This is a genomic window from uncultured Flavobacterium sp., from assembly GCF_963925415.1.
In the GTDB taxonomy this organism is placed as follows: Bacteria; Bacteroidota; Bacteroidia; order Flavobacteriales; family Flavobacteriaceae; genus Flavobacterium.
This window is the reverse complement of sequence record NZ_CAWUTS010000028.1, coordinates 1-5,617: the sequence shown is the minus strand read 5'-3', so window position 1 is coordinate 5,617 and position 5,617 is coordinate 1. Positions and strand designations below refer to the sequence as shown.

At 28.1% G+C, this 5,617-nt stretch carries 5 protein-coding genes; all 5 read left to right on the top strand.

What is annotated here, in order from left to right; translation table 11 throughout:
* Positions 1-2,059, top strand: a 2,059-nt coding sequence (locus AABM47_RS02055; RefSeq protein WP_338409261.1) for a PKD domain-containing protein, incomplete at its 5' end; no start/stop codon positions are given.
* Positions 2,060-2,072: 13 nt separating this feature from the next.
* Positions 2,073-3,089, top strand: coding sequence for a PorP/SprF family type IX secretion system membrane protein (locus AABM47_RS02050; protein WP_338409260.1), 1,017 nt, complete (start codon positions 2,073-2,075; stop codon positions 3,087-3,089).
* A 144-nt stretch (positions 3,090-3,233) separates the two neighbouring features.
* On the top strand, positions 3,234-3,743 hold the full coding sequence (locus AABM47_RS02045; protein WP_338409259.1) for a TPM domain-containing protein: 510 nt from the start codon (positions 3,234-3,236) through the stop codon (positions 3,741-3,743).
* 558 nt (positions 3,744-4,301) lie between these two features.
* Positions 4,302-5,153: an AraC family transcriptional regulator gene (locus tag AABM47_RS02040; RefSeq protein ID WP_338409258.1), complete on the top strand. Its 852-nt coding sequence runs from the start codon at positions 4,302-4,304 to the stop codon at positions 5,151-5,153.
* 95 nt (positions 5,154-5,248) lie between these two features.
* Positions 5,249-5,617, top strand: a 369-nt coding sequence (locus AABM47_RS02035; RefSeq protein WP_338409257.1) for a nuclear transport factor 2 family protein, incomplete at its 3' end; no start/stop codon positions are given.

Below are 5,617 nucleotides of genomic sequence, written 5' to 3'. Positions count from 1 at the left end.
TACGTTTGTTAATAATGGTAATTTATGCATAGGGCAAATTTATAATTATTCTATTACTGTAAATCCAACATTTTATTCAACAGGTATTTTGTCTGATTACAACAGTTATAATGTTAGTTTCTTTGGTGGATCTGATGGGTTTATTGATTTGTCAACTGATGGTGGTTCAGGTGCCTTTATTTTTAGTTGGATTGGTCCTAATGGTTTTACAGCAGATACAGAGGATATTAATAATTTAGTTGCAGGTATATATACTGTAACGATATCAGACGGTTATTGTACACCAATTATTTTAACTTTTACTCTAACACAACCTCCCGAGTTATTAGCTCAACCCGATTTAAGTTTAACCATCAATATTGATTGTTTTGGTAATTCAAACGGGGCTGTAGGTGTTTTAATTACACAAGAGTCAGTCGCCCCATATGATTATGACTTATATGACAGTAGTGGAAACTTAGTATCGTCTATAATTAATTCTTTTAATTTAAACCCTCAGTTTACAGGATTGATTGCAGGTATATATTCTTTAATAGTAACAGATGATAATGGCGGAACTAAAACCGTTCAAGGTTTTGAAATTATACAGCCAGATGATATTGAAATTACAGCAACAACAACACCTATTACATGCTATGGTGCAAATGATGCATCTATTACTATAGTAGTTACAGGTGGAGTAGCAAGTTATACCGCACAATGGAATACATTAGCTACAGGACTATATCAGAATAATTTAGCTGCTGGAGATTATAGTATAATAATTACGGATACTAACGGTTGTTTTAAGTCAATAATAGTTAATATACCTGAAGCTCCAATTTTTAGTGTTAACACTATTTCAACTAACATTTCTTGTGAAGGAGCAAATGATGGAAGTATAAATGTAAATTTAACAGGTGGAGTTCAACCGATAAATTTAACATGGAGTGATGGAAGTACAGCAGGTTTAATTAGAAATAATCTATCAGCGGGAACTTATACTGTAACAATAGTAGATGGTACACCATGTACTATTGTTAGAACCTTTACAATTATTGAGCCTCAGACTTTAGTTTTATCAGCAAATATTCAAGATGCCCTAGACTGTTCAAATGCAAATTCAGGTGCTATTAATTTAATGGTATCAGGAGGTACAGCTCCTTTTAGCTGTGTATGGTCTAACGGAGCGATTACGGAAGATTTAACATCATTATCAGCAGGAAATTATTCAGTAACAGTAACCGATTTTAATGGTTGCTTCATAAGTAATGTTTATTCAATATTTAGGCCACAGCCCATAAGTTTAAGTGTTCAAAACACAACCACAGTGAATTGTGATACGAATATTATATATGAAAACTTTCAAGCTACTGGATCAGGGGGTGTTCCACCATTAACATATAGTTGGACAAGTGGAGTTACCAGTGGTTCAAACAATCAAAATATGACAACAAATCAAAATGGATTAGTTGTTATAACGGCAACGGATGCATTAGGATGTAGCACTAATTATAGTATTGATGTTGATGTTCCTTTGTTTGCAGATTTTCCTTTTGAACAAAGTTCATTTGGATATGAAAATTATGGTCTTTATTCAATCAATGATCCCATTCAATTTACAAATAATTCAACTGGAGAATATGAATCCATGATTTGGAATTTTGGAGATGGTGTTTATTCTAATGAAGAAAATCCTAGCCATACGTATGTAACACCTGGTACTTATTTGGTAACTCAAACAGTTACGTATTCATTTGGGTGTGTTTACGTATTTACAATATCGTTATTAGTTGAAAAAGGTTATTTTATGGTAGTTCCTACTGCTTTTACACCAAATAATGATTCTATAAATGATAATTTCAGACCTGTAACAAAAGGGTTAAAACAAATAAGAATGGATATTTATGATACTTCAGGATCTTTAATTTATTCAGAATCTGGAGATGTACTTTCTGGATGGGATGGAACTATACAAAGTAAATTAGCAGAAAATGGCAACTATAATTGTATGGTAAGTGCAGTAACTTTTTACGGTACCGTTATTTACGAAAGTCAAACATTTATTTTAATACAGTAATCAATAAATAAAAATGAAAATAAAAATTTATATAAATATAACATTTCTATTGATTTCATTAATAGTTAATGCACAAGACCCAGTATTTACACATTTTATTAATATTCCAGAAGTAATTAACCCTGCTTTTGTAGGTAGTGGAAATGCATTGAATGCAGGTTTAATACACAGAAGACAATGGCCAGAAGCAAATAGGCGTATAGACACACAATATGCATTTGCAAACAATTTGATTACTGAAAACGTTGGTTTAGGAATAAATATATTGAATCAAAACGAATCATTTACCAATTATAACTATCTTCAAATAAATGGTGTTTTTTCTTATACTGCAGAAATAAGTTATGATTGGAAATTCCGTTTTGGCCTGGAGGGCGGTTATGGAAGAAAAGATTTTAATTTTCAAAATTTATTACTAGAAGATCAAATTGATATTAATAATGAAACCATTAACCCAGTTAGTATTGATCCAAATTATTTAATAAATAATAACAACATTAATTTTTTTGATTTTAACAGTGGGTTTTTATTTGAAAATGACATTTCATGGTTTGGTGCTACAATAAAACATATGAATCGACCCGATATTTCATTTATTGATTCTAAAAACATTCCTTTAGACTTGTTTTTATCATTACATGGTGGGGGTTTTATTGAATTAAATAATTCTCCTTCCTTCATTTTACCGACTGACTCAAGCATTTTGGTTACTTTTAACTATATGAAGCAATCTTTTTATAACAGATTAGATATTGGAGCCTGTTTAAATATGGATAATATTGCTTTAGGAATGACTTTAGTTACAAACCCAGAAGGAAAAGCGAAGAACAGCCATATATTAACCTCTGTTAATCCATTTTTATTATATAAAGCGAATGAATTTACTTTTGGATATTCGTATGATATAAATACTTCAAAATTTGGACAAAGTCAAGGAATACATGAATTTTCATTAACATGGAAATCTAATACTCCTTGTAGAGATTGTGATAAATTTGTGATGAAATTAAAAAACATGTTAAATAAATAACAGCTGAATTAAATTGTTTTAAGAAATTTAAAATTTAACGTTAAAACAATCATTAGTCTAAACAATCATTAGATTATTCATTTAAATTAGTTAAAACAAAAAAAGAATTAAAAGAACTATCACATTAATTAAATTATAAAAAATATGTCAAATAATATAACTAAATTAATAATATTGATTGTTTTAATAAGTATTTTTTCTTGTAAAAAAGAGAATATCGACCTTCCTAAGGTTGATTTTGATTTTAAGGAAATACCTAAAGATAAAAAGTATAAAGAAAATGTTTATTTAATTGATTTAGAAAAATTATTTAATAGCAAAGAGAAAATTGATTTAGAAAAATATTTAAAAGACATAGATAATAAGAATAGAATAAAAATTAGGGTATTGACTATCCCTTCAAAAAATACATCTGATAAAGAATGGGAAATTTCATCTTTTGTTTCATTAAATGGAATTATAATAAACATGAGTAAATCAATGAAAAAGATTGATATTGCTTGTGACACAAATATAAACACGATATTAACCGAAAAAATTAAAGAATCCATAATAACTGAAAATATTATTCCTGAAGTTAGTAAGGGTAATTATTATATAGGTCTAAAAAAGGGTTTATCAGAAATTGTATCTTTATTAAAAAAAAAAGATTAATACACAAAAAACACCAATTAAGATTAATTGGTTTAAACCATAAAAAAACCGACCTCTCGGATATGTACCAAGCTCGATAGCGCATAATTACATTCCGTGCCCACAACGTAAATAACAACAAAGCCACATTGTAACGATGTGGCTTTGTTGTTAAATTTTAAAAATCTTAACCATATCAACAAAATATAAAGCTACAACAAAAGAGGATACTTACTTTATAAACCATAACAAGAGTTGGTTTGATAGATCTTTTACCACGCCCGCTTGACTATGTGCCCTCAACGATAATGACTCGTCCTAAAATAAGTTTACATATTTATACTTAATCCTAAAATAGATTTATACCCAAATATCAATAGCTATTTTTTTATAAATTATTAAACAAATACGTTTAATATATTGCACACATTGATTTATTTATATACATTTGTTTAATATTTAGTCATAAAAATAATATTTTTAAAATTTAATCTAATACACACAAATAAAATAGATGTATTACTGTTACAAAAAAACAGTGTCAATTTAGATCTCTATATATAATAAAATTTAAAAAAGTTGAAAGAATATCACTTACACAAACAGGCGTTTTCTAAATTACAGTTTGAATTAAATGACGGAAAAGAATACTGCAACAATAATAAAGAACATTCTACCATACCTCATAAACACTCCTTTTATCAATTAATTTGGTTTAAGCAATCCGGAAGACATTATGTGGACTATGAAGTGATTAATCATGAAGAAAGCACGATTTTTTTTATCAGTAAAAATCAAATTCATCATTTTTGTTCAGATGCTGTAAATGAAGGTATTATGATTCATTTTAATGGTTTTTTTATAGACCAATTTGATCATGATTTACTGGAAAGAATATCACTCTCCATTTTTAATGAAATCGAAGATCCTTTTGTAAAACTGGATGCTTACGATCAAAAGAGGTTTGTTAATCTTGCAACTCTTATTTCAGAAGAATTAACCTTAGATGATACATATCTAAAAGAACAAGTTTTTTCATTATTTAGAAGTCTACTTTTTACCATAGAAAGAGCAAAAAGGCGAACATTAGAAACCGATATATCCATAAATAATGATTTTCAATTAGCTTATGCGTTTAAAAAAATGGCTTATGAAAACATATCAAAATTTTTGTCAATGGAAGCATACTATGATTTATTAAGAACTAACAAAAGAGACCTTGCAAAAATTTCAAGAGAATATTTAAAATCAACTCCGGCTAAAGTAATTCAGGATATTAAAATTTTAGAAGCTAAGCGTAGTTTAGTCAATAAAAAACTTTCTATACAAGAAATTGCTTATGATTTAGGTTTTGATCAGGCTACTTATTTTACAAAGTACTTTAAAAAAGTAGTAGGCATAACTCCCAAAGAATTTCGTCTTGAAATATAAATAAAGTTACCATTAACAGTTCTTTTATTACCATTAAAAAAAATGTACAAAACGTAAATTTGTCCTGTAAATAACACTTAACAATAAAAATTATTATGAAAAAAAAAATTGAAATAGCACAAATTTATTTTGAATCATTAGCAATTGGCGATATTCCAACATTATTTGGATTGTTTTCAGAAAAAGTTGTTTGGCATCAACCTGGAAATAATAAGTTTTCAGGAGTTAAAAAAGGAGTCGAAGCAATTGGCCAAATGATTGTTGGCATGATGGAATTAAGTAACGGAACTTTAAATGTTGAAAAAGCTGCAAATTTCATGGAAAACGAAAACTTAATTATTACACCAATTATTTTTAGCGCAACAAAAGGAGATTCAAGTATTAAAATGTCAGGTGTTGATATTTTTAAGATTGAAAAAGATAAGATTGTTGAAGTTTGGTTGTTCTCAGATGACCAAATTGAA

Coding starts and splice junctions, on each gene's coding strand:
- AABM47_RS02050 (WP_338409260.1), top strand. CDS start 2,073: ATGAAAATAAAAATTTATATAAATATAACATTTCTATTGATTTCATTA.
- AABM47_RS02045 (WP_338409259.1), top strand. CDS start 3,234: ATGTCAAATAATATAACTAAATTAATAATATTGATTGTTTTAATAAGT.